The organism is Rhizobium sp. NZLR1b, from assembly GCF_019685155.1.
In the GTDB taxonomy this organism is placed as follows: domain Bacteria; phylum Pseudomonadota; class Alphaproteobacteria; order Rhizobiales; family Rhizobiaceae; genus Rhizobium.
This window is the reverse complement of sequence record NZ_JABDWC010000019.1, coordinates 21975-46554: the sequence shown is the minus strand read 5'-3', so window position 1 is coordinate 46554 and position 24580 is coordinate 21975. Positions and strand designations below refer to the sequence as shown.

18 protein-coding genes and 1 pseudogene are annotated in these 24580 nt (G+C 62.9%); 10 read left to right on the top strand and 9 right to left on the bottom strand.

Going from position 1 to position 24580, the window contains the following annotated elements:
• Positions 1–27: 27 nt before the first annotated feature.
• Positions 28–2622: a cell cycle histidine kinase CckA gene (gene cckA / locus HJB84_RS23695; protein ID WP_207580655.1), complete on the bottom strand. Its 2595-nt coding sequence runs from the start codon at positions 2620–2622 to the stop codon at positions 28–30.
• Between the two features lie 307 nt (positions 2623–2929).
• Between cckA and HJB84_RS23690 the strand changes: the two genes are divergently transcribed.
• Positions 2930–3985 carry a flagellar biosynthetic protein FliO gene (locus HJB84_RS23690; protein ID WP_207580656.1) on the top strand — a complete coding sequence of 352 codons (1056 nt, stop codon included), beginning with the start codon at positions 2930–2932 and terminating at the stop codon, positions 3983–3985.
• A gap of 413 nt (positions 3986–4398) precedes the next feature.
• Positions 4399–5043 (top strand): DUF1062 domain-containing protein, encoded by a 645-nt coding sequence (locus tag HJB84_RS23685; RefSeq protein ID WP_221117081.1) that lies wholly within the window; start codon positions 4399–4401, stop codon positions 5041–5043.
• A 66-nt stretch (positions 5044–5109) separates the two neighbouring features.
• Here the strand turns inward: HJB84_RS23685 and dksA are convergent, their stop codons facing one another.
• Entirely contained in the window at positions 5110–5529 is a 420-nt protein-coding gene (gene dksA, locus HJB84_RS23680; RefSeq protein ID WP_164014196.1) for an RNA polymerase-binding protein DksA, read from the bottom strand.
• A 276-nt stretch (positions 5530–5805) separates the two neighbouring features.
• Here dksA and HJB84_RS23675 point away from each other — a divergent pair, with 276 nt between their 5' ends.
• From HJB84_RS23675 to HJB84_RS23660, 4 genes are all read left to right on the top strand, one after another.
• Positions 5806–6300 carry a histidine phosphatase family protein gene (locus HJB84_RS23675; RefSeq protein ID WP_207580658.1) on the top strand — a complete coding sequence of 165 codons (495 nt, stop codon included), beginning with the start codon at positions 5806–5808 and terminating at the stop codon, positions 6298–6300.
• Positions 6301–6375: 75 nt separating this feature from the next.
• Entirely contained in the window at positions 6376–7851 is a 1476-nt protein-coding gene (locus HJB84_RS23670; protein WP_221117080.1) for a YcjX family protein, read from the top strand.
• A complete protein-coding gene (locus tag HJB84_RS23665; RefSeq protein WP_221117079.1) occupies positions 7848–8927 on the top strand; it encodes a YcjF family protein in 1080 nt (359 codons plus the stop codon). Before HJB84_RS23670 ends, HJB84_RS23665 begins: the two co-directional genes overlap by 4 nt.
• Before the next feature lie 210 nt (positions 8928–9137).
• Positions 9138–9689 carry a hypothetical protein gene (locus tag HJB84_RS23660; protein WP_207580661.1) on the top strand — a complete coding sequence of 184 codons (552 nt, stop codon included), beginning with the start codon at positions 9138–9140 and terminating at the stop codon, positions 9687–9689.
• Positions 9690–9757: 68 nt separating this feature from the next.
• Here HJB84_RS23660 and folK read toward each other — a convergent pair whose 3' ends face one another.
• From folK to folP, 3 genes are read right to left on the bottom strand one after another with little or no spacing between them, the layout of a single operon-like run.
• The gene (gene folK / locus HJB84_RS23655) at positions 9758–10276 is read right to left on the bottom strand and encodes a 2-amino-4-hydroxy-6-hydroxymethyldihydropteridine diphosphokinase (protein ID WP_221117114.1); all 519 of its coding nucleotides are present in this window, start codon (positions 10274–10276) and stop codon (positions 9758–9760) included.
• On the bottom strand, positions 10269–10634 hold the full coding sequence (gene folB, locus HJB84_RS23650) for a dihydroneopterin aldolase (RefSeq protein WP_003579602.1): 366 nt from the start codon (positions 10632–10634) through the stop codon (positions 10269–10271). Before folB ends, folK begins: the two co-directional genes overlap by 8 nt.
• Entirely contained in the window at positions 10631–11500 is an 870-nt protein-coding gene (gene folP / locus HJB84_RS23645; RefSeq protein ID WP_207580662.1) for a dihydropteroate synthase, read from the bottom strand. The genes folB and folP overlap by 4 nt, the downstream gene beginning before the upstream one ends.
• Positions 11501–11601: 101 nt before the next feature.
• Between folP and HJB84_RS23640 the strand changes: the two genes are divergently transcribed.
• Positions 11602–12228 carry a DUF922 domain-containing Zn-dependent protease gene (locus HJB84_RS23640; RefSeq protein WP_207580663.1) on the top strand — a complete coding sequence of 209 codons (627 nt, stop codon included), beginning with the start codon at positions 11602–11604 and terminating at the stop codon, positions 12226–12228.
• 314 nt (positions 12229–12542) lie between these two features.
• Here HJB84_RS23640 and HJB84_RS23635 read toward each other — a convergent pair whose 3' ends face one another.
• Together HJB84_RS23635 and HJB84_RS23630 are read right to left on the bottom strand one after the other, a co-directional pair.
• Positions 12543–12863, bottom strand: coding sequence for a 2Fe-2S iron-sulfur cluster-binding protein (locus tag HJB84_RS23635; RefSeq protein ID WP_207580664.1), 321 nt, complete (start codon positions 12861–12863; stop codon positions 12543–12545).
• A gap of 202 nt (positions 12864–13065) precedes the next feature.
• The gene (locus HJB84_RS23630) at positions 13066–13449 is read right to left on the bottom strand and encodes an Hpt domain-containing protein (RefSeq protein ID WP_007629359.1); all 384 of its coding nucleotides are present in this window, start codon (positions 13447–13449) and stop codon (positions 13066–13068) included.
• 465 nt (positions 13450–13914) lie between these two features.
• On the opposite strand from HJB84_RS23630, the gene HJB84_RS23625 reads away from it, so the two are divergent.
• Together HJB84_RS23625 and HJB84_RS23620 are read left to right on the top strand one after the other, a co-directional pair.
• On the top strand, positions 13915–20799 hold the full coding sequence (locus HJB84_RS23625; RefSeq protein WP_221117078.1) for a hypothetical protein: 6885 nt from the start codon (positions 13915–13917) through the stop codon (positions 20797–20799).
• Between the two features lie 303 nt (positions 20800–21102).
• Positions 21103–21661, top strand: a pseudogene (locus HJB84_RS23620) (cysteine hydrolase family protein).
• A 133-nt stretch (positions 21662–21794) separates the two neighbouring features.
• Here the strand turns inward: HJB84_RS23620 and HJB84_RS23615 are convergent.
• A complete protein-coding gene (locus tag HJB84_RS23615; protein WP_221117077.1) occupies positions 21795–22310 on the bottom strand; it encodes an AAA family ATPase in 516 nt (171 codons plus the stop codon).
• A 191-nt stretch (positions 22311–22501) separates the two neighbouring features.
• A complete protein-coding gene (locus HJB84_RS23610) occupies positions 22502–23251 on the bottom strand; it encodes an aminoacyl--tRNA ligase-related protein (protein WP_221117076.1) in 750 nt (249 codons plus the stop codon).
• 362 nt (positions 23252–23613) lie between these two features.
• Here HJB84_RS23610 and HJB84_RS23605 point away from each other — a divergent pair, with 362 nt between their 5' ends.
• Positions 23614–24489 carry a D-alanyl-D-alanine carboxypeptidase family protein gene (locus tag HJB84_RS23605; RefSeq protein ID WP_207580669.1) on the top strand — a complete coding sequence of 292 codons (876 nt, stop codon included), beginning with the start codon at positions 23614–23616 and terminating at the stop codon, positions 24487–24489.
• Positions 24490–24580: the final 91 nt, after the last annotated feature.

The following is a 24580-nucleotide window of genomic DNA, read 5'->3' as shown; positions in this document are numbered from 1 at the left end:
TCTCAAAACCTCTGAGCCACCGAACTCCTAACTATCCAGCGTTTCCTTCACCACCACCGCAAGCTGCTTCAACGAAAAAGGCTTCGGCAAGAACCCGAATTTTGCCTCGGGCGGCAGGTTGCGGGCGAAGGCATCTTCGGCGTAGCCCGAAACGAAGATGAATTTCATGTCGGGATAGGTCTTGCGCAGCTCGCGCAGCAGCGTCGGGCCGTCCATTTCGGGCATGACCACGTCGGAAACGACGATGTCGACCTTGCCGTCGAGCTCTTCCATGATGTTGAGCGCCTCGACGCCCGATCCCGCCTCGTGCACGGTATAACCGCGGGTTTCCAGCATGCGCTTGCCGCCGCGGCGCACCGCCTCCTCGTCTTCGACGAGAAGGATGACCGCCGATCCCGTCAAGTCCTCCGGCTGCTGCGGTGATGTGGGCTGGGGCAGCACCTCGATAGCGCCGTCGATCGAGCCTGCCTCGCCGGCAACCACCGGCTCCGGGATGTGGCGCGGCAGGAAGACCCGGAAGGTCGTGCCCTTGCCGACTTCGGATTCCGGCTGGATGTAGCCGCCCGATTGCTTGACGATGCCGTAGACCATGGCAAGGCCAAGTCCCGTGCCCTTGCCGACATCCTTGGTGGTGAAGAAGGGCTCGAAGATCTTGTCCATGATTTCGGGCGCAATCCCGGTGCCGTTATCGGCAACTTCGATCAGCACCATGTCCTCGGCCGGCATGTAGGAATAGTTGAAGGCAGAGACCTCTGAGGCAGTCAGGTTTCGGGTGCGCAGCGTCAGCGTGCCGCCCTCGGGCATCGCATCGCGCGCATTGACGCAGAGATTGATCAGCACCTGCTCGAATTGCGAAAGGTCTGTTTTGACAGGCCAGAGGTCGCGGCCATATTGCACGTCGAGCTTGACATTGGTGCCGGAGAGCAGCCGGTCGACCAGCATGCGCAGGTCGCCGACGACATCGGTGAGGTTGAGCACCGAGGGCCGCATCGTCTGCTTGCGCGAGAAGGCGAGCAACTGGCGCACCAGCACCGCGGCGCGGTTGGCGTTGCGCTTGATTTCCATCAGGTCGGCAAAGCTGGCATCGGCCGGCCGCGCCTGCAGCAGCAGATGGTCGGAGGAAAGCAGGATCGCCGTCAGCACATTGTTGAAATCATGTGCGATGCCGCCGGCGAGCGTGCCCACAGCATTCATCTTCTGCGTCTGCGCCATCTGCGCTTCCAGCGCCTTCTGCTCGGTCACCTCGACGGCATAGACGATCGCCGCCTCCTCGGGCGCCTCGTCGCTCTGGTCGATGACCGCATTGACATAGAAGCGGAAATAGCGCGCCTCGTCGGTCGGCGTACGGGTATCGAGCGGCGCGATGTCGCCCTGCCGGTCCTTGGCCGCCGCCAGCGCCGCAGCCAACTGCGGCCGATCGCTCTCCTGGACAATGGTTTCGAGATGCGGCGCCTTTTCGAGATCGTCGCGCGAGACGACGCTGGAAAACAGCTTCAGGAACGGCGCGTTGGTCCGCAGGATGCGCCCGTCGCCGTCGACAGAGGCGATTGCCATCGGCGTGTTGTTGAAGAAGCGGGTGAAACGCATAGCGGCAGCCGACGCGGACTGGCCGCCGGCCTCGCTCTTTTCACGCCCCAGCACGATCGTCCGGCTTTCGCCGGGTGCGCCGTCGCGCATCGAGGTGACGCTGTGAATGATCTGCACCGGCAGGCTCTGGCCATTGGTCTTGCGCAGGTCGAGATCGAGCGTTACGGTCTTTTTCAGGCCCGGTTCGGCCTGCACCGACTGGATCAGCGCCAGCCCCTCGCCCGCCACGACGTCGCCGATCGTCATCGAGCCCGGCACGAATTTGGTAAGGTCGAGGCCCAGCCACTCGGCAAGCGTTGCATTGAGATAGAAGATCTCGCCCTTCCTGCCGGCGGAAAAGAAGCCGGCCGGTGCATGGTCGAGATAGTCGATCGCGTTCTGCAACTCCTTGAAGAAGCGCTCCTGGTCGTCGCGCTCGGTGGTGATGTCGGTGATCTGCCAGATCTGCAGCGGTTTGCCGCTGTTCTCCTCGGGCTGCAGCAACCGCGCCTTCAGCCGGTACCAATGCGCGCCGGAGCTGTTGCTGCCAGGCCCGACGGCGCGCAGCAGGCGGAATTCCTCCCGGCCCTCCTTGCCCTCGCGCAGGCCGTTGACCAGCCTGTAGAGTGCTTCGTTCGATTCGCGGTGGCGCGACAGCAGGGTTTCCAGTGTCTGCACCTCGGTCGCCTTGCGCGCGCCGGTCAGCGCGCCATAGGCGGCGTTGGCATAGATGATTCGGCCCTTTTCGTCGGTGATCAGCGTGCCGTCCGGATGGCTGTTGAGGAAGGCGCGCGCCAAGCTGTCGGATTGGCGCTGCGGCATCACCTCGATGAAACCGATGACCGAGGAGACCAGGAAGAAGATGCCGACCATGGCGAGCACGCCGAGACCGCCAAGCACGACCTCGTTGTCGAGCGAGCTCTTGAAGACGACAAAGCCGCCGGCGGCTGCGATCAACACGAGAGCCAGCAGAAGAATGCGCAAAACCGTGCCAGAACGCCCCCCACGATCCACAAGCGGTGCGTTATACTCGTCGGCCTGACGCGGTTTCGTCATGTATTCCTCACATAAGCCCCTCCAGCTTCGTAGCACGAACACGAAGCGGGAATCAGGCACTGTTTCCTTCTTAGCAATTTGCTGCGTCGGCAAAAACACCGCTGGCCGGCAAGACTGCTTGAATTCACAGGCAACAGCGCCATCTGCCCCTGAAGCTCAACCCGGCCACCCGAGCGCATGGTCGCCGGGCGCCAAGCAGCGAAACACGAAATCGCGTTCTCCCGTGACTGGACAGCACCGGCGGCCCTTGCCTAAGGAACGGAAAAGTCGTCAATATGTGCCGAAATGTGAAATGGAGTGAGTGATTATGTTGGGTGATGTTGTCGGAGCTTATGGCAGCCGTTTCCTGCTTGCGGCCGGTGGCGTCGGTCTGGCGCTTCTCTTGCTCATCCTCGTGCTCTGGGTGATCCGCAGACGGGCACCCTCGCCCTTCTTGCGCGGCGGCCGCAACCGCCAGCCTCGCCTGCAGGTGCTGGATGCCGCAGCTGTCGATACCCGTCGCCGGCTGGTGCTGGTGCGCCGCGACGACGTCGAGCACCTGATCATGATCGGCGGCCCGAGCGATATCGTCATCGAAAGCCGTATCCTGCCGGGAGCGACCGAACAGCCGGAAAGCGCCAACCGCCCGCAACTCGTCGAGCAGCGGCCAATACCCCCAGCGCGGCCGGAAACGCCGGCGGTTTCTCCGCCCCACCCGCCGGTCGCGACCCCAGTCGCAGGCCCCGTTGCAGCCCGCATCGAGCCGGCGGCCGAGCCTTCCTTCTCCGCGCCGGTTTCGCCGGTGCCGCTCCCGCGCCCCGAACCGCCTGCCCCGCCGGCTGTCGCCCCGCCCGTGGCGACGAGCCCTCTTCCGGCAAACCCCATGACGCTGTCGGTCGAACGCGACTCTCCTGTGCCTGCCGCCCCGCCGCAGCCGCGCCCGCCGGAGCGTCCCGTCGCTCCTCCGGTCGCACAGCCTGCATCTTTCCACGATACAGCAAGTGCGGCCGAGATCCTCGATGCCGCCCGCCAGCGCGTGCTGCCGCAGCAGCGCATTGAACCCGAGATCTCCGCCCCGCCTGTCCACGTGCCGGCCGCCGCCCGCGCCGCACCTGGTACGGCAGAGGCCGATGCGGCTGCGCAGTCGGCAGCGGCAATCCGCGGCGATTTCCAGCGGGTGCTGGATGAGGAGATGTCGAACAATCTGACGGCCGAACGCATCGTCCCGGTGCCGGCGAACCAGGCCCCCCGCCAAGCCATACCGCAGCCGGGCAACCTGCCGCGCCGCGATCCCGATCTTGCTCCGATCACCGGCGCCGATACCGAGCTGCAGAAGGAAGTGGCCCGCATCTTCGGCGAGATGAGCGTCAACCGCGACAAATGAGGCAAACGCGTCCGCGTGAAACCGGGTTGCTGCGCCTTCGTTTTCATCATCAAGTTGCACAAAAGCCGCATGCCGCGGCTTTTTCCGTTTCCGAATGCCTCCGGCCTCCCCATCATGCCGATCATTTGGTATCGATCAGGGTGAAGAGCGTCGGCGCATTCGAGGTTACATATTGCCTAAATAAATTCCGGTCTCACTCCAGTTTCACCCGTACTGCCGCCTAGCGACACGCTGGCGGCATGCGAACATGTTCATCGGGTGGTGGCGAGAGACCGGTTTGGCATTGTTACAATGTGCCAAGTGCAGCTCCGCTGTCTCAGGTCTTCAGCCGCCCACAACATCGCCACACCGCGCCCGCAAGGGTCTTCTCACGCACCATCTCGATGGGCTTCCGAACGGAAGACCAAGACGATATGTGCAAGACGCTTCGGGTCCGATGGACCATTATTCCCAAGACAGCGCCCCGGCCTTGGATTGCATGCGGCGGATGCGGAGGCCTGAGAGCCTTTCAGTCCAGCGGCAAGATCCGGCTCAATGCCAACGGCCGCAAGCTGGACGCCTGGCTTATCTACAAATGCCTGACCTGCGAACGGACATGGAACCGGCCGATCCTCGAGCGCCGGAATGTCCGCGACATCGATCCTGCCGTTCTTGACGCTTTGCAATCCAACGATCCGGACTGGATCCGCGCGGAAAGCTTCAACCTCGATGCTCTCCGACACAAATCGCTGCGTATGGATGAGTTTGCCGAATTTGAAATCGCGAAGGAAATGCAGCACGAAACTGCCAATTGGACGAGATTGGCAATCGAACTGATGGTGCCGTTTCCAACAAGCACCCGCCTCGACCGTCTGCTGGCCTCGGAACTGAAGCTTTCACGTTCGCGGCTGCGGGCTCTTCACGACAAAGGCATGGTCCGGACGGCTCCTGAGCGGGCAGACATCATGCGGCGGCGGATCAGAAATGGCGCCCTTGTGGTGATTGACCTCTCCATGGAGACCGAGCGGGAGCAATCGTGGAAACCTCTGGCGACAGGCAATTACGCCGTAGAACAGTGATCAACGAAAAAAGCGCCGCGATCGGATCGCGGCGCTTGTTCTGTTCTCATCTCTGCATGAAGACCATTATTCGTCGCGATAGACCTTTTCGCGGCGTTCGTGGCGCTCCTGCGCCTCGATCGACAGCGTCGCGATCGGGCGGGCGTCGAGACGCTTGAGGCCGATCGGTTCGCCGGTTTCCTCGCAAAAGCCGTAAGTGCCGTCTTCGATGCGCTGCAGTGCCGCGTCGATCTTGGAAATCAGCTTTCTCTGCCTGTCACGGGCGCGAAGTTCGATCGCCCGATCAGTTTCCGACGACGCCCGGTCGGCGAGGTCGGGATGGTTTGCGCTTTCCTCGGCCAGATGGTCGAGGGTTTCACGCGCTTCTCTAAGGATATCATTTCTCCATGCAACCAGCTTCGTCCTAAAGTAGGCACGCTGGTTTACGTTCATGAACTCTTCCTCTTCCGAGGGAACGTAATTGCTAAGATCGATCTTCTCACTCAACGCGATTCTCCTGAAGAACATCTCATCTGGCCGGGTGTATATCCCAAGCGCTAGCCGCGGTTCAAGCCAAATACGACAGGTAAACAGATTTTTAAATCTGTTACAATTTTAGGCTAACGATCTATTTTGTCATGGTTATTCCGGCTTCCGTTTTTTTCTTCGCCTTCAAAACGCCGTGTTGTCAGCCACGTTTTGCGCCGTTGCGGCATGGCTGGCGATTGACGGCGGCCGATTGCAACCGCTACTGAAAAGACCCACCCGATCCTGGATTTGCCCATGACCGTACCGCTGCCTCCGCCCAACCGCATCTATCTCCTGCGTCATGCCGAGGCCGCCTGGGCCGACCCCGGGCAGCGCGATTTCGACCGGCCGCTCAACGAAAAGGGCTTTGGCGATGCGGAGATCATCGCCGACAAGGCCGCCGACAAGGGCTACCGTCCCGATCTTGTGATCAGTTCGACGGCGCTGCGCTGCCGCGACACCGCCGGCGCCGTCCACCGGGCAATGGGCGTTGCACTCGACGTGCGTTATGTCGATGCGCTCTACAACGCCACGGTCGACACCTATCTCGAGATCGTCGATGCCCAGGATGAGGCGGCCGTCATGCTGGTCGGCCACAATCCGACCATGGAGCAGACGCTGGAGGCGCTGATTGGCCATGAGGCGATGGTCGGCGCCCTTCCCGGCGGCTTCCCGACGGCTGGCCTTGCCGTCGTCGATTACGACGCTTCCGCCGCCGTCTGGCGCCTCGCCGATTTTGTGATCGTCTGAAAGCTTTCGCGCCGCGTCTTTTTCGGGCGGCGTGCCCTTCCTATATTGCCGGCAGTCACCAACCGGAATCGCGCCTTGCCGCCACGCTTGACATCCTTTGCCGATGACGCCCGCATCGCCCTCGACAATCTCGCCGATCGGGCGAGCGGCCTCGTCAATCCGACCGTGCGGCTCGGCGTCACCGGCCTCTCCCGCTCCGGCAAGACGGTCTTCATTTCCTCGCTGGTTCACAATCTCCTGCATGGCGGCCGCCTGCCGCTGTTCGAGCCGGTGCAATCCGGCCGCGTCTCGGCGGTGCGGCTGGAGCCGCAGCCCGACGATGCCGTGCCGCGCTTCCAGTACGAGGACCATATCCGCGCGCTGGTGAAGGACCGTATCTGGCCGGATTCGACCCGCGCCATTTCCGAACTGCGCATCACGCTGGACTATCAGAGCGCCAGCGGATGGAACCGGCTGTTTTCGCCCGGTCGCCTGTCGATCGACATCGTCGATTATCCCGGCGAATGGCTGCTCGACCTGCCGCTGCTCGGCAAGGATTACCGCACCTTCAGCGAGGAAACGCTGGCGCTGGCGCAAACCGGCGTCCGCTCGGAACTGTCGCGTGGATGGCTGGCGCTGACGCATGCCGCCGATATCAACGCCGGCGCCGACGAAATGGTCGCTCGCGACCTCGCCACCGCCTTTGCCGATTATCTCAAGGCCTGCAAGGCCGACGAACGCTCGCTCTCCACCCTGCCGCCCGGCCGCCTGCTGCTGCCGGGCGATCTCGACGGGTCGCCTGCGCTGACTTTCGCGCCGCTCGCTCTGCCGCCGGACGGGCGTCCCGGCCGCGGCTCGCTCTGGACGATGATGGAACGGCGTTACGAGGCTTATAAATCGGTCGTCGTCAAACCCTTCTTCCGGGAGCATTTCGCCCGGCTCGACCGCCAGATCGTGCTGGTCGATGCACTCCAGGCGATGAACCGCGGCCCTGAAGCCGTGCAGGATCTGGAACGCGCCCTGACCGATGTGCTCGCCTGTTTCCGCCCAGGCACCAATTCGCTGCTCTCCTCGCTGCTCGGGCGCCGCATCGACCGCGTGCTGGTTGCCGCCACCAAGGCCGATCATCTCCACCATGAAAGCCACGACCGGCTCGATGCCCTGACCCGCCGCCTGGTCGATCGTGCCATCGACCGCATCGGCATGGCCGGTGCCGGCATCGACGTCATGGCGCTGGCCTCCGTGCGCGCCACCCGCGAAGCCTCGGTCAAGCGTGAGGGTCATGAACTGCCGGTCATCGTCGGCACGCCGATGGAGGGGGAAACCATTGCCGGCGAGCGCTTCGACGGGCAGAGAAAGACCGCAATCTTTCCCGGCGACCTGCCGGAGGATCCGGAAAGCCTGTTCGACCGCATCGCCTCGGGCGAGACCGGCCTGCAACTGCCCGATGTCAACGTCGTCAGGTTCCGCCCGCCGCAGCTTGAGGAAACCGGCGGCGGCATCAAGCTGTCGGTACCGCATATCCGCCTCGACCGGGCCATGCAGTTCCTGTTCGGAGACCGTCTCGCATGAGCAAGCCTCCGTCCGAGCCGCCACGCCGCCCACCGGCGGTCTTCACCTACGAGGACGAGGCCACCGAGCGTCATGATAACGGCCGCCAACGAGAGCAGCGGCGCAGGCCGGAAAGCTTCTCCGAAAACGTCGTCGTGACGGCCGATGAAGACGATCCCTTCCTCAATCCCGACAAGGATCTGAGCGCAGTGCCCGTGGCAACGCCGCTGAGACGTCGGACCTCCTTCGGCAAGATCGCCGCCGGCGCCTTCGGCATCCTGTTGTCGCTAGGCCTCGGCCTCTGGACCGACAGCCTGATCCGCGATCTCTTCACCCGCGCCGACTGGTTGGGTTATGCAGCCCTTGCCGTGCTCGCGGTCGGCATTCTCGCCGTGTTTGCCCTCGTCATCCGCGAGACATTAGGCATGATGCGCCTTGCCGCTGTCCAGGCGATCAAGGCCGAAGCGGAAGCCGCAATGGTCGAAACCCGGCCGGCAAAGGCGCGCGCCGTCGTCGCCCGCCTGATCACGCTGCTTTCCGCCAATCCCGAAACATCGAACGGCCGCACCACGCTGAAGGCGACCGAGGGCGAGGTCATCGATCCCCCGCACCTGATTGCGCTTGCCGAACGGGAATTGCTCGCTCCGCTCGACCGCAAGGCTCGCGCCTTGATCGTCAACGCCTCGAAGCGCGTCTCGATCGTCACCGCCGTCAGCCCGCGCGCCGTGGTCGATCTGCTCTATGTGCTCTATGAGGCCGTGCGGCTGATCCGCGCCATGGCCGAGCTCTACGGCGGCCGCCCCGGCACGCTCGGCATGTTCCGTCTGCTGCGTGACGTGTTGGCGCATCTGGCGGTCACCGGCTCGATCGCCGTCGGCGACAGCCTCGCCCAGCAGGTGCTCGGCCACGGGCTGGCCTCGAAGCTCTCGGCAAGACTCGGCGAAGGCGTCATCAACGGCCTGATGACCGCCCGTATCGGAATCGCGGCGATGGATCTCTGCCGCCCGCTCGCCTTCCACGCCCTGAAGCGACCGGGAATCGGTGATTTCATCGGCGATCTCGCCCCCTCCATGTCGCCGCGCGGCAACACTCCTTGAACGAAGCAGCGATTCCGCGGCTTTCTCCTCCCCTTGCGTGAAGCGGAAGAAATTACAGCGGATTCAAAGCGATAATGGCGGTATGCTGAAATTACAGCCGCGCGAAAGCCCTGTGCCGCATCGCATTTCGACATGATTGAAAGGAAGGATTAACCATTCTTCGGCAAAACTTGCAGCCAGTTCGTGAGTGGTGTTTGCCAAGGAAAATCCATGTATTCGCGCAAGCTTCTTATTATATGCGGTCTGGCCGCCGCGGCACTGTCTCCCGTCGCAGATGTCGCTCCGGCAGCCACCGCTGCAACCCGTGACAAGGCCTTCTTCGATTCCGTCACCGGCTCCTGGAAGGGCCCGGGCGAAATCGTTGCCGGCAAGTACAAGGGCACCAAATTCACCTGCAATCTGATCGGTGAGCCGACTGGCGACAGTGGCGCCGGCATCAAGCTCGACGGCACCTGCCGCGTCGGCGTCTTCAAGCAACCGATGACCGCCGTCATCTCGCAGTCGGGCTCGACCTACAAGGGCAAGTTCCTCGACGGCGCCGCCGGCAAGGGGCTTGACGTCGTCTCCGGCGCCGTTTCTGAGGATACCGTCGTCGTCGGCATCAACCGCGCCAAGCTGAACGGCGCGATGATCGCCCGGGTGCGGGACGACAAGACGATGAATGTCACCGTTTCCGTCAAGGTCGAAAGCCAGATGATCCCGGTCATCGGTCTGACACTGACCCGCCAGGTCGACGAGATGGCCGTCGGTTCTATCGAATAGATAAATCGTATAGTGGATTTTCCTGAAGCGGCGGGTTTCCCGCCGTTTTCCGTTTCAGGATCTCCGCTTCAGCTTTTGAGCCACCAGTCGCGGCTGTTATCGGCGACTTCGATGCCCGCCACATCAGCATCCGACAGCCAATCGCTGATCGCCCTGCCCTTGACGAAAATGTCCGCCGCGATATCGGCGAGCGGCATCAGCACGAAACCGCGATTGGTCATGCGCGGATGCGGCAGTTCCAGCCGCGGCGCCTCCTGAATGACGTCGCCATAGGTCAGCACGTCGATATCGAGCGTGCGCGGACCCCAGCGCTCGATGCGCTCGCGTTTCATCTCCCGTTCGATCGACAGGCAGACATCGAGCAAAGCCTCGGGTTCCAATCGGGTCTCGACGGCGGCGCAGGCGTTGAAGAAGAAGGATTGGTCGGTCTTGCCCCAGGGCGGCGTGCGATAGAGCCGGGAGACCGCCGTCACCCGGCAGTCATCTCGTTCGTCCAGCCTCTGCAGTGCGGCGGCCATCGCCTTGACGGGATCGCCGACATTGCCGCCGAGACCGAGTGTGGCCGATTGCCATGCGGCCTCAGGCAAAGTGCTCAACGCTCACCTGCACGAAATCGAGCACGCCGGGCACCGGCGCGTTCGGCTTGCGCACCGTGATCTTCGCCCGCCGGACCTGCGGGAATGTCTCGCACAGCCCCTTGGCGATATCGAGCGCCAGGGCCTCGATCAGGTAACGCCGCTTGCCCGTGACGATCTGCTCGATCACGGTGAAGGCGATGCCGTAATTGACGGTATCGTTGATCGAATCGCTTTCCAGCGCCTCGCCGGCAACGACATCGAGCTCGGCATCGACGAAGAAGCGCTGGCCGAGGAATTCCTCCTCGTCATGCACGCCGTGGCGCGCAAAGAAGGCGCAGTTCTGCAGCGTGATCGTGTAGGTGGTCATGTCGGCCGCTTCCTCTCGAATTCCTGGCGCGCATTCAGCATAGCATCGACGATGTCGAGCGCATCCCTGTTGATTGCGACATTGTGCACCCGAAAAACCGCAGCGCCTTGAAGTCTGAGCAGGGCGCTGGTGACAGCCGTCGCCGCGTCTCGGTCCGGCGCCTCACGTCCCGTCACCGCGCCGAGGAAGCGCTTGCGTGACGTGCCGGCGAGCAGCGGCAGGCCAAAGCGGGAAAGTTCGGAAAACCGCGCCATCAGTTCGAGATTCTCCTCCGCCGTCTCCTTGGCGAAGCCGAAGCCCGGATCGAGCACGATGCGATCGCTGCTGACGCCGGCGGCCTGGGCGATCGCAAGCGACCGTTTCAGAAAATGCACCTGGTCGGCGATCACATCGGGAAGCTTCGCCCTGTCGCGGCCGGTATGCATGATGCAGAGCCCGGCCCCGGTCGCCGCGGCGATGTCGGCGATATCGGGCTCCTTCTGCAGCCCGAAGACGTCGTTGACGATATGGGCGCCGGCACTGACCGCCAGCCGCGCCGTCTCGGCGCGATAGGTATCGATCGAGATCAGCGCCTGAGTGCGCCCGCGTAGCGCCTCGATGACGGGCAGCACGCGCGCCTGCTCCTCGGAAGGGCTGACGGATGCTGCGTTCGGCCGGGTCGATTCGCCGCCGATATCGACAATCCCGGCCCCCTCGCTCACTGCCCGCAGCGCGTGTTCGACCGCCGCCTCGACGGTTTCAAAACGTCCGCCGTCGGAAAAGGAGTCCGGCGTCACGTTGATGATCGCCATGATGAGAGAACGACGGCCGAGTTCGATCTGCCGGCCATGGCCCACACGCCATAAACTGCCTTCGAGCCCTGTCACCAGACTTATCCCATTGATCACGAAAAAAGCGCCATCCGATATTGCGCTTGTGGTGGCTATGCCCCAAGCTCCGGTCGATTTCAACACGGGTTGCGTTCAGAATGCCGCTTGCAGTGCGTTATATGGTCCTTCCTATCGCCTTTTCCATTGCTCTTTCCGTCTGCAGCCCAGCGGCGGCAGAAGTGATCGCATCGAAAAGCTACTCCTATTTCGACATCCGCGGCAAAACCGCGGATGAGCTCGACCGCGAACTCAGCCGGCGCGGCCCGACGTCGAGCGGCTCCTCGGCGCGCCATCCCGGCGCAACGAAGATCCGCTTTGGCGGTGAAGCCACCTATATCCAGGATAACGGCCGTTGCCGCGTTGGCAGCGTCAAAGTCACGGTCCACACGCAGATCATCCTGCCGCGCTGGAGCAGCCGCAAGGGCGCCAGCAAGGAGCTGTCGATGATCTGGGATGCCCTGTCGAGCGATATCAAGCGCCACGAGGAGCGCCATGCCGAAATCGCCCGCGATCAGGCCCGCGCCATGGAACGCGCCATTCGCGCGCTGCCGCAGCAGCGCAGCTGCGAGGCCATGCAGGAACTCGTCACTGGCGAATCAGCTCGCGGTATAGACGAGCACGATCGGCAGCAGGCGCGATTCGACCGGGTCGAAGCGGTCAATTTCCAGAAGCGTATGCTGAGGTTGCTGAACAATCGAATCAACGGCCGAGCCGGCGAAAAATAAGGCTTTTTTAGTCTGGTTGCGAGCGGAAAACCTTAGCTGCACAACAAAACTTGTGCGAAACTTGCACCCTCCCCAGTGATTTAATGGTCATTTTTCATCCTGGCAGACTCAACCGGAACGCGTTAATATGAACACATTCGAAAGTTCAGGTACGGCATCTGCACTTTCATCGCTGGGTTCTCCTGGCGCGTTCCGAAGCCGCGGATGTTCCTCCCTCATCCGTAGGTAATGCGCCCGCCTCGCCTCGCTCGCTCAAGCGCGCGAGGCGTCTTTTTTTCTGGACGAATTCTGGCGAAGTTTGAAGCGCAGCGCGCTTAAGCCTGGCGTTCCGGCACGTGCACCACGAGACCGTCATAGACAGACTTCATGCGGATCTGACAGGACAGCCGCGAGGTCGGGCGCACATCGAAGGCGAAGTCGAGCATATCCTCTTCCATCGCTTCCGGCTGACCGACCTGTTCGGTCCACGCCTCGTCGACATAGACATGACAGGTCGCGCAGGCACAGGCGCCGCCGCACTCGGCCTCGATGCCGGGCACCGAATTGCGCACGGCATTCTCCATCACGGTGGAGCCTTGGTCGACGTCGAGGTCGAAGCGCGTGCCGTCGAAGGCGACGATGGTAAGTTTGGGCATCAGGACTATTTCCGGTCTTCAAATGATGGGCGGATTTTCTTCCGACAATTCGACGCGTCAGTCAACATCGGGAAATTCACTATAGCCTCGCAGATTGGGGTTTCACCCGCCGTCTCCAAAGCGTCATGCCACAGGTCGCAAAAAGACCCGTGGTTCCGCAATGGAACAACGGGTCCTTGTTTGAACGGTCTAGAGAAAGAAATCAGCCGCGGCAGAGCTTCAGAATGAAATTCTCGGCGTCGATGACGGCTGCACCGAGCGCTGCCGTCGCACCGGCATCGCCGCCGTTTTCCTCGACGGCCTCAGCCGTCTGCGACACGCGGAACGCGCCGACCGAACTTGCCGCGCCCTTCAGGCGGTGCGCGGCCGCGCCGACGCGGATGGTTTCGCCGCTCGCAATATCCTGCAGACATGCACGAGCCTGGCGCGCAAACATCTGAAGGACTTCGATTTCCAACGTCTTGTCGCCCATCGTCTGCTTGGCGAGATGAACCAGATCGATTGGCCGGACCTTCGAGGGACAGGGTCCCTTTGCATTATCCGGCGCCTCGAATACGATGTTCAATGCTGCCATCTGAGCTGCCATTGCCAATTCTCCCGTCTCGTGTCGTGCGCAGTTCCAACAGTTCTGCGTCAGGAGGGTGGCCATCACGTTAAATTCCGGCACATTCCGGGCGGAAATCTCGCCACATGGTTAACGTCCGTTAAATATCGCTAAATTATTGGTTTTTAAGCGGTGCTACGGATTTAAAGATGTTAACAACAGGTTAACGAGCCTCAAATCTCAAGCCTTCATTAATTGTGTGAGGAGCCCAGATGTGTCACTACGATACTGGTGGAGCGGGTTTATGGTACGCGCCTTTGCCGAGTGAGTGGATAATGGTAGTGTTTTGATACCTTCCGTTTGAAAAAGCGGCTATCTACTCTGAAATGACATGCTTAATCCGTCCGTCGTTGGGATGGAAGGCTGGAACGGCAAAGTTGTTCCCCGGGTGAGGCGGAAGCCCGGGATTGCGCTGCCAGACCGGCCGACAGTAACGAGGCGTAACCAATGGCGAACAACAAATATAACGAGTCGGTTGAGGACAAGGCGTTCAAGGCATTGGACGAGGCGCTCCAGATCGACTTCGGCAAAGATAACGTGCCGTCTCGCCGCGGCGACGCGCCTGAAGCCCCGGAGGCTAATGTGTCTGATCCAGTGAACGCGCGTAACCAGCAGGCCCAGGAAGAAGCGCAGCGCCGTAGCCGCCGCGCCGCCGCCGGCGAGCAGACATCCCGGGGGCCGGCCTTCGCGCCCGCAAACGATGCCAGTCGCAATACGCCCGCCTCGATACTGAAATCCTTCGACGGCGCCTCCAGCCGCTCAGCGGTGCGCACCGCCACCCTCTTCTCGGTGCTTTGGGTCATGGGCGGGCTCGGCCTGATGTCGCTGCTTTATGCGCCTCAGATCTGGCAGATCCGTTCGCTCGCCGATCTCGTCGCCCTGCCGGGCGTCATCGCCGGCCTCGTCGGCATCATCATTCCCGTCATGATGTTCTATGCTTTCGCCATCATGATCGCCCGCGCCCAGGACATGCGCAACGCCGCCCGTTCCATGGCAGAGGTGGCATTGCGCCTGGCGGAGCCCGAAACCATCGCCTCCGAGCGCATCATGACCGTCGGCCAGGCCGTCCGCCGTGAGGTCTCGGCGATGAATGAAGGCATCGAGCGCACCATCGCGCGTGCGTCCGAGCTGGAAACGCTCGTCCATTCCGAAGTCAATGCACTTGAACGTTCCTATGCCGACAATGAGTTGCGCGTCCGTGGTCTCGTCCACGAACTCGGCTCCGAGCGCGAGGCAATCGTCAACCACGCCGACCGCATCCGTACCTCGATCGGCAGCGTCCACGACCAGTTGAAGGAAGAGCTGTCGCTTGCGACCGAAGAGATCGCGGTGCGGCTCTCCACATCGGGCGAAGCCTTCGCCTCGCTGATCGACACGCGCGCCGCGACGATTTTGGAACGATCGGACAACGCCCTGCAGTCGATGGGCAGCCTGCTCGCCGCCAAGACCGATAGCCTGTTGCAGACACTGAACGCATCGGGTTTCGCGCTCGCCACCGAATTCGACAGCCGCCTCGAAGCGCTCTCCGTCAATCTCAACGACCATGGCGAAAGGTTGCTCAGCCAATTCGAGACGCGCGCCTCGACCATGGACAGCAGCACCGAGAAGCTGAATGCGGCGCTGAACGAACGCACGCATCAGCTCAGCGAGATCCTGATCGCCCGCACCCGCGAGATCAATGAGAGCCTGAAATCAGGCGAACGCACCATCGGCGGCACGCTCGACGACGTGCTGTCGAAGCTGAACAGCGCCCTCGACGAAAAGGGCGCGAGCTTCCGCCAGAGCCTGCAGACCACCGCCGACGATGCCGTCATGGATCTCGACGTCCGCTCCGGCTTCTTCGAAGAACGGCTGCAGACGACCGTCGCCCAGCTGTCGACCGCCTTCGACGAACGAGTCGCCGAATTCACCAGCGCCTTCGACAAACGCACCGGCTCGCTCGACACCAAGCTGATGGAGAGCCTCGCCCGCATCAACGAGACGCTGACCGGCGGCTCGGATTCGATCGACGGCATCCTCAGTTCCGGCATCGACCGGCTCGGTTTGTCGATGACCGATCAGTCGCTGGCGCTCGCCACCACACTCGCCACCAGTCACGAAGTGCTGGAAAGCACGCTCGGCACCCGGGCGGATGAAATCACCACTGCACTCACCAGCCGGACCGGCGAACTGACCTCGGCGCTGCAGAGCGCCACCTCGGAAATCGCGCTGACGCTTGCATCCGGCACCTCCGAGCTGCAGAACAATCTGCAGACCCGGACAGCCGAATTCCGCGACACGCTGCGCACCACCACCACCGATCTGACGACCGCCGTTGCCGCCGGCACCGAGCAGGTGACCGCTGCCTTCGGCGGCCGCGCCGAGGAACTGACCGGCGCGCTTGCGGCGCGTGCGGCAGAAATCAGTGAGGCGCTCGGCACGGCCCACGGCCGCATCGACAGTGTCATGGCAGAACGCGGTGGCGCGTTGGTCGAGGCGCTCACCACACATCACGGCCGCTTCGAGGAAGCGCTGACGACCCGCTCCGACGCCATCATCAACGCCGTCTCCAGCACCCATGACCGGCTTGCCGAGACGCTCGACGAAAAGGCGATGGCGCTCGCCATCTCTCTAAACGAAAGCCAGGCCCGCATCGAGGATACGCTCGAAACCCGCTCCGAAACGCTGCTGAGCGCCGTATCCGGCACGCATGACCGCCTCTCCGAAACGCTCGATGAAAAGGCCATGGCGCTCGCCATCTCCCTGAACGAAAGCCAGGCCCGCATCGAGGATACGCTCGAGACCCGCTCCGCGGCCCTGTTGACCGCCGTCTCCGGCACACATGACCGCCTGTCCGAAACACTGGACAGCAAGGCAACCGCCCTGACAACCTCGCTTGACGAGCGCAGCGCCCGCATCGAGGGTGCGCTTGGAACGCGTGCGGAGGCGCTGCTGAACGCCGTCTCCGGCACTCACGAGCGCCTCTCCGAAACGCTGGACGGCAAGGCGGCAGCTTTTGCCACTGCGCTGAGCGAAGGCCAGACCCGTATTGCGGATACGCTCGAAACCCGCTCCGCAGCTCTGCTGAACGCCGTCTCCGGCACGCATGATCGTCTGTCCGAAACCCTGGACGAGAAGGCGATGACGCTCGCCATCTCGCTCAATGAGAGCCAGTCGCGGATTGAAGACACGCTTGAAGCGCGCTCCGAAGCCTTCCTCAAGGCCGTGTCGGGCACGCATGACCGTCTTTCCGAAACCCTCGACCAAAAGTCGGCAGCGCTCGCCGCCTCCCTGAACGAGGGTCAGAACCGCCTGCAGGACACGCTGGAGAGCCGTTCGGAATCCTTCCTCACTGCGGTCTCCGCCACCCACGACCGCCTGTCCGAGACACTCGACGACCGGGCAATGGCGCTTGCCATTTCGCTGAACGAGAGCCAGAGCCGTCTCGAAGAGACACTGACATCAGGCGCCGATGCAATTATCAATGCGGTCTCCGGCACGCATGAAGGCCTGAACGGTGTGCTCGACCAGAAGGCCGCCTCCCTTGCCACCTCGCTGAAAGAGGGCCAGACCCGCATCGAGGAAGCCTTGGGGCACCGCACCGCTGCAATCATCAGTGCCGTAACGGCAACTCACGACCGGCTCACCGATACGCTCGCCGAAAAGACCATGGCGCTCGCCATTTCGCTCGACGACAACCAGAGCCGCTTCGACAGTGTGCTCGAAGCGCGCAGCAACGCCATCATGGAGGCCGTCTCCGGCGCCGAGTCACGCGTCGCCGGCGCCTTCACCGACAAGACCGATGCCATCCGCGCCGCCTACACCGACAATCAGCAGAGGCTCGAAAATGCGCTCTCCGAGCATAGTGCCGCCCTTTCCGGCGTTCTCGATGCCGGCGGCGCCCGCTTCGAGGATCTCGTCGGCGGCTTGACCGGCCGCATCGAAGGTCGCCTGACCGATGCTCATGTTCGGCTCGGAGGCCTCGCCGACGAGGCCGCCGCACGCATCGAAGGCGGACTCACCTCTGCCCATGAGCGCATCCGCACGACGCTTGAGGATCGCGCCAACGCCATCGACCTGTCGCTGAACCAAGCCCATGCGCTGATCAACGATACGCTGACCGAACATGCGACCAGCATCGGCACCTCGGTGGCAACGAGCGTCAGCATGCTCGAAATGTCGCTGGAGGACCGTGAAGCCTCGATCCGTCAGGCCATCGATGCCAGCGCCCAGACATTGGAAGATCGCATGCATGCCGGCGCCGGCCAGATCGCCAGCCGGTTCCAGGAGGCGGCGAATGCGATTTCCAGCTCCACCCAGAACTTCTCCGCTCATCTCGACCAATCGGTCGAAAGCCTGACTGGCCGGGTCGAAGAAACCGGATCGCGTGTGGAAGCCGGTCTTGCGGCCATCGAGACCCGCATCCGCGACGGTGTCGGCGGCGTTGCCGAAAAGGTTGAAGCCGCCAGCGGCCACCTGTCCGGCGTGCTGGCCGACGGCATATCCCGTATCGGCACGCTCAGCGACGACGCCACTCAGCGCATCTCGGCAACGCTCCAAGGCAGCGCCGCAAACCTCACCCAGGCGATCGACAGCCGCACCGCCAACCTGGCTGAGACGCTCGACAGCCGCGCCACGACCTTGACGGGCGCTATCGACGGCCGCACCGTGAGCCTTGGCGAAACCCTTGACCGCGGCAATGAACGCATCGAGGAACGCCTCTCCACCATGGATCGCGCGTTGACTGTCGGCCTCGAGGCCGTCAACCGCACCATCGAAGGCAAGGCCGTCGGCCTCGCCTCGACGCTGCGCAGCGCGGTTGCCGAAGCCGCCCAGGGAATGGAAGGCGAAGCAACGAGGACCACCGAACTGCTCGGCAAGACCGGCCAGCAATTCGCTGTGGATCTCAATGCGAAAAGCGACGAATTCACCCGCACCATGGATGAACGCTCGTCGCAGATCGTCACCCGCGTCGCTGAAGCCCAGAGCCGGCTGGCAAGCCAGGCCGCTGCCGTCGCCCAGACCTTTTCGGAAGCCGGCAACGCAATCGTCAACAAGGTCGCCGAGGCCGAAACCATCGTCGGCACGCAGGTCAATGCCATCTCCAAGGCGCTGTCGGATGCCGGCCAGTCTCTGGAAACGCGCGGCGACGCCATCCGCTTGACGCTGTCGGGAGCCGGAAGCGAGATTTCCGCCACCATGGCGGATGTCGACCGGGCGCTGGAAGCCCGCAGCAGCGCTATCCGCTCCAATCTCGAGGAGCGTGCTCGCGAGATCGATACGACCTTCTCCGAGATCGACCGGGCGCTCGAAGCGCGCGGCAATTCGATCCGCTCGACGCTCGACGAACGCACCCGCGACCTCAACTCGATGCTGTCGGGCCGTTCGGTCGAATTGACGCGCATCCTCGACGAAACCGCCCGTCCGATCATCGACCGGTATACCGATGCCGGCGAGCAGGCCGCCGCCCGCATCACCGCCGCAGCCAACCTCAGCGCCGACCGTCTGCGCGCCGAAAACGAAGCGCTCGCCAGCGCCGTTGCCGCCCGTACCGAAAATGTCGCCAATGCCGTCAGCGCCATCGAAAACAGCCTGGTCGGTAACGTCAATGGCCTCGTCGAGCGCATGGCGGAAAGCAGCGCGGCGATGGCGATGATGATGAACCGCGCCGCCGAGCAACTGACCACCGTCGACGGCCGTCTCGGCGACACCACCACGCGTTTTGCCGAGTCCGCCAACAGGGCCGCCGAAATGGTCTCGGCCTCGACCAGGCTGCTCGAAGGCAAGGTCGACCGCCTCTCCGACATCTCGGGCCAGACGCTGTCGCAGGTCGGCGGCATCATCGGCCGCTTCGACGAACACTCCAAGGTCCTCACTCAGGCCTCGCAGCTCCTCGGCGCCGCCCAGTCCAATCTCGCCTCGACGCTCGAGGAGCGCGAAAGCGCCCTGCAGACGCTCTCCGTCGGCCTCGTCCAACGCTCCGCCGAGATCGAAAAGACCATGCTCGGCCTCGGCGGCATGATCGAGACTGTGTTCGAGCGGGCAGAGCAACGCTCAAGCCAGGTGACCGGCAATCTGCGCCAGGGCGTGCAATCCTCCTTCGCCGATATCGGCCGCATTCTCACCGAAACCGAGAAGCGCGCCCAGGAAGCGGCCGAGACGATGCGCGAGGCAATCACCCGCGCCGGCGACGAAGCCAATACGACGATCGACGGCACCTTCGCCAATGTCGAGCGCCGCTCCGGCGATCTCTCCAACCGTATTCGCGGCGGTCTGACGGCCTCGCTGTCGGAAGTCGAGCGCATGCTCGGCGAAGCCGGCCGCGCCTCCGACGGCGCCGCCCAGAACATGCGGGAGGCGTTGCGCGAGGCGATCGATGATGCCGTCGGCCGCTTCTCCGGCGCCACGGATGATATCCGCCGCTCCGCCGCCGACATCCGCAACGAGCTCGACGCCACACGCGCCGAACTGAAGCGCGGCGCCTTCGATCTTCCCGAGGAGGCCAAGGAAAGCGCCTCGGCCATGCGCCGGGCCGTCGCCGAGCAGATCAAGGCGCTGCAGGATATCTCCCAGCTTGTCGGCCGCTCCAGCCAGCAGCTTGAGATTTCCGAGCCCGTCGCCCGCACGCTCGCCCAGGCGCAGCCGGCCCCGCGTGCCGCCCAGCCGGTCGCAACCCGGCCGGTTGCAAGTCAGCCGGTCGTAAGTCAGCCGGTCGCAGCCCAGGCGCCGCAGCCGGCAGCGCCCCCGCCGATCGAAGCGACGGGTCTGCGCGGAACGATCGCGCCGACAGCACCCGCTGCCGCCCCGCAGCGCGCCGCCCCGCAGCCTCTTCGCCAGGACACAGGGCGCCAGGAGCCGGCTCCTCCGGAAAGCGGCGGCTGGATCAGCGATCTCCTGCGCGGCGCGTCGCGTGAGGAGGCCGCCGACGAGGCGTCTGCCCGCGCTCCGGCCCGGCCGGCGGAAACCGCCGCACCCGCCGCGCGCAGCAATGACAGCCGCAATCCGCGCCACGTCGTCGAATCGCTGAACTCGCTCTCGGTCGACATTGCCCGGGCCATCGACCACGACGCCTCGGTCGATCTCTGGCGCCGTTACCAGCGCGGCGAGCGCGACGTCTTCACCCGTCGCCTCTACACGCTGAAGGGCCAGCAGACCTTCGACGAGATCAAGCGCAAATATGACCGCGAACCGGAATTCCGCACCGCCGTCGATCGCTACATCGGTGACTTCGAAAAGCTGCTTGCCGATGTTGCCCGCACCGACCCGAACCGGACGGTGACGCAGTCCTACCTCACCTCGGATACCGGCAAGGTTTACACCATGCTCGCCCACGCCGCAGGCAGGCTCAGCTAAGTTCGCTGATCTGAACTGGAATTGGGAAAGCCGCTTGAACATATGTCAGGCGGCTTTTCTTTTGCGATGCCAGTGGAACTAATGCATGTCGCCCGGAAGTGTGCAGCGGTTCCGGGATAACGACATGCATAAAAACAAAGGACTAAAGCGCGTCGCATGAATCAAGTTTGATGCGACGCGCTTTAAGAGTGCGACTAAGATCTCTCCGGCTTCACTGTCCAGATAAGATCTCCAGCAGCCATTCGTAAGCAATACCGCCACCCAGACCCGACTTTGCCATCCAGTCACGGAAACCTCTCCCGAATGACCCAGGCCCTTCTGATCATCGACGTGCAGAATGCGATCTTCTCCCGAAAAGCTACGCTGGAGAGGCAGCCTCAGATCGATGCAGCTCGACGGCACCGTCGCGCGGCTGGCCGCACTGCAAGAAAAGGCTCGGCAGGCAGGCGCGCCGATCGTGCTCGTCCAGCATGACGGCGACACCGGTCATCGATTGGCCGTCGGCACGGCGGGATGGGCACTGCGCGAGGAGATTGCGCCGAGACAGGGCGAGGTGGTCGTGCGCAAGAAGAGCGCCGACTCCTTCTTCGAAACCGATCTTGCCGAACGCCTGAACGAACGCTCGGTCACCCGCCTCGTCATCGGCGGCCGCATGTCGCAATTTTGCGTCGACACGACAGTCAGGCGCGCCGTTTCCCTCGGATATGATGTGACTTTGATTGCCGATGGCCACACCACCGGCGATACGGCGACCCTCACCTTCTCCGCGATCATCGCCCACCACAATGAAACGCTCGACGGTTTCGACGCGGGCAAGGCGACGGTGGATATCCGCCCGGCCGCCGACATTGCTTTTTCATAAAACGTCGGCAGAGACATATCGTCCGCCGGCAGAGAGGGACCGATAGTCCATGCCTCCTGTATTCTCCCGCCTTATGGGGGACATGCCCGGCAGGGCAGAAGGGCATTCACGGCACGCCCTACAAGACCCGGCATCAAATCGAAAGCGGACGATCAATCCCCAGCCTGACGATCAACGCGTCGACGATCTCTTGCACATCCTTCGCGGCCGTATCGACAACGATCGGCCTCCGCTCCCAATGGTCATACACCCGCTCGACGGTTTCCTGCCACGTCGGTTTGACAAGCCCTTCGACGTCGGTTTTACGCGTCTCGACCCGGCGGCGATGCTCGATCTTGTCGGAACATATCACCTCGACTTCGACCGCGGTCACCGCAGATCGCGCCGCGACTGCCAGCCAGGCGTCGCGCGTTATCTGAAGAGGATTGACCGAGTCGGCGATCACCATACGGCCGAGCGTGAGATTATCCTCGGCAACCCCATAGGCGACAACATAACCTGCCGGACCGACGTCTGTTGAAGGGACACCCGCTCTGATCGCCTGCTCGATGGTGTCAACCCTCACATACACGGCTCCCAGCCGTTTCGCGAGCGCGCGGGCGACAGTCGTTTTTCCACTACCCGGCAAGCCGCCGAAGATAATCAGCATGGTTTCCGATCCTGTCGTTGAGTGAATACATCTCGGGCGAAGGAGAACGACAATCGTGCCCCTTCGCTGATCATAGCTCTTACCAACGAGATGCCCGAAGGTCCAACGCGCCGGCGACGACAGAACCCCGCTACCCCGCGCATCGCCATCGCGGAGAGCCGGAACCGCCACCAGCGTCCCCGGCTCCATTCTTACCGATCCGCTGATATGTTCCAGTTGTAGATGCACCGATCGAGGCCGATGGCGATCTCGAGCACGAGGACATCATGGTCGACGGCAGCTCCCTTCTTCGGCTGCGACCGGTAGCGCTGCGGAAAATCGGTGCGCCGCGAGATCGAGCAGACCTCCATCCACTTGTTGCCATTGTCGACCTCGATATCCATCGTCACCTCGGAATAGGCCGGCAGCCGGTCGGAGGCCACGATCCGCGTCGGCAGAGGGATCAGCGAGGCGATCATGCGGCGCACCGGTTCGAGGCAGGCGGCGTGATTGTCGTTGCCGCTGTCGGCCGTGAAGGCGCATTGGAATTCGAGCTGCCAGAACTCCTTCAGCCGCATGTGTTTGGTCGGCTGCTCCTGCTCACGGCGATAGGATCTGCCGGCCTGCCAGACGCAGAGCGGTAGCCGCGTCTTCGAGTGATTGCCGAGAATATGCTGCATGTAGGCATAGGTCGATGGCGTGGTCTCCGGCCTCAGTACCAGCGCGGCATCACCGGCTGACAGCTGTTCCTGGACCCAGATATCGGCATTCGAATAAGCGCTCGAAACCAGTGATCGCGGCATCAAGGTGGGAGCCTCGACCCTTCGAACATCCCAGGCCGGATTGACCGATCTCAGAAAACTGCGGACCTCTTGCGAGAAGAAGCCGATCATATGATCGCGCAGATGGATCTCGCGCTCCTCCCAATGGACGAGCGAATTGACATGATAAAGATTGAGCACGGTGCCTGTCTCCCTGGCAACCTGGATTGACGTGGTGAGGGGCTTTACGTCCAGCCGGACGCAGAGAGCGCCCCGACGTCACAGCAGGACGCAGAGACCTCGTCCGTCAAAAGCGCACACAATCGCAGCCTGCAGGCAGGTGCTGATATGGCGGGAGAAAGGCGCGCGCTTCATGCTCATGTTGAATTTCTACGTGCCCTGCGCGCCATTGTCAAAACCGAAGACGGTGAGCCAAAAGCAATCAGCTGTGGATGGGGCCTTTTTATTGCCGCCCGTCCTTCATTTCGTCACAAACTTTCTGGATCCGCTTGCGTCTAGCCGATGGCTCACCCGACCGTCCAACGACAGAGACAGTAACATCGATGACCAAGACGACCTCCCGGCTCCTTGCCACCGCCCTCTCGTCCGCCATTCTGATGGGCGCTTTCACTGTGGCCGAGGCCGGCCAGGCAAGTTTCGTCGTCGATGCGCACTCCGGTCAGGTCCTCGAAGGCTCCAATCAGGACGAATTGAATTATCCGGCGTCGTTGACCAAGATGATGACTCTCTATCTCGCCTTCGAGGCCCTGCATGAGCGGCGCCTCAACTGGGAGCAGAAGCTCACCATGTCGGAAAATGCCGAGAGCAAGGAGCCCTTTAAACTCGCTGTCGGCGCCGGCCGCCAAGTGACGCTGCGCGAAGCGGTCGAAAGCATCGTCGTCTTGTCTGCCAACGACTCTGCCGTGGCGATCGCCGAACAGCTTGGTGGCTCCGAACAGGCTTTCGCCATGGCGATGACGGACAAGGCGCGCCAACTCGGCATGAAGGATACTGTCTTCAAGAATCCCTCGGGCCTTCCCGATCCCGAGCAGGTCACCACCGCACGCGATATGGCGACCCTCGGCGTCTCGCTGATGCGGGATTTCCCCGAGGAGTTCAAGCTGTTTTCCATGCGCGGCTTCCAGTTCCGCGGCATGAAGCTGCGCGGCCACAACAACCTCATGTATCGCTATGACGGCGTTGACGGCATCAAGACCGGCTTTACCGATGCATCGGGCTACAATGTCGTGACATCGGCGCTGAAGGATGGCCGCCGCGTCGTCGGCGTTGTCATGGGCGAAAAGACCGCAGGCCTGCGCGACGACAAGATGGCAGGACTGCTGGACAGCACCCTGTCGTCGTCGTCGAGTGCGACAGCTTCCACGACACCAGGCAACCAGCCGGGAGCGACGATGACGGATTCGCAACCGACGAAATAAGCGCTCGATGCACGTCGCCCGAAAATGCCCAGCGTTTGAGATAACGGCATGCAGGAAACAGAAACCTGCCGACAGGTTTTTGCTGCCGGTT